Genomic DNA, 850 nt, shown 5'->3' with positions numbered 1-850 from the left:
TTTGCAGAAAAATATGATTTATACCAACATTTCTCCCTCACCTCTAAGGTGTCAAAGTTGTAAATCTAAGAATGAGTGAGAAAACAGGAGAAAACATTACTTTATAGTGGGAGGAATTTATGACCGACCGACTTGCTTTAGAACTAGTTATCAATACTCTGAAAGAGCGGTTGAAACAAAATGGAGACTTTATTGGTATTGATAACGGAGACGGTTCAGTAAAAAAAGTTACGTTTCTGTTTCATCCTCCTTGCTTGGAAGATGAACTGGACGATTTTATGAACCAATATGATTTAGTTTTGCCACCAGATTATTATCGGTTTTTATTAATGCATGACGGCGCGAAGTTGTTTTATCACCCCTATTATGGCGGAGAATTCTCATTATTCAATATCGATGCCATTATGGATATCATGAATAGCGGGGATTTTCCGAATGAGTGGTTGATGATCGGTTACCATTATGGTCAAGATTTGCTTATTGATATGGATCGAGTAATAGATGGAAGAAAAGACTACATGCTCTATCGGGATTCAATGGCTCCAATTGATGAAGCACATGATATGGGACTAGATTTTGAAACCTGGTTTAGCCTTGTTTTAGAGAACCAGGGATCAAGTTTTTGGGAAAAAAATAATTTTTTTATCTAGTCGCTATAACGCAAAAAAGTACCGTAGGTCAAAGAAGTCTAGACCGAGGTACTTTTTTTTATAACTCGAGCTAATTATATATAAACCTGAATTTCGAAAGTGAAATCTTATAAAAACGTAAAAAAGTGCCCTGATCTTTGGTAGAATGGTGTTTGTCTAGAACACATCACCCAAAAGAGAGGAGCACCTTTATGGTGAAG

General features: G+C 36.1%; 1 protein-coding gene. It reads left to right on the top strand.

Going from position 1 to position 850, the window contains the following annotated elements:
- Positions 1 to 119: 119 nt before the first annotated feature.
- A complete protein-coding gene (locus AC1TPC_RS26850; protein ID WP_482069776.1) occupies positions 120 to 650 on the top strand; it encodes an SMI1/KNR4 family protein in 531 nt (176 codons plus the stop codon).
- The last annotated feature ends 200 nt before the right edge of the window (positions 651 to 850 follow it).

This window comes from Paenibacillus sp. Y280 (assembly GCF_056786335.1).
The sequence above is the reverse complement of the archived record's forward strand: the minus strand, read 5'-3'. Positions and strand labels throughout refer to the sequence as shown.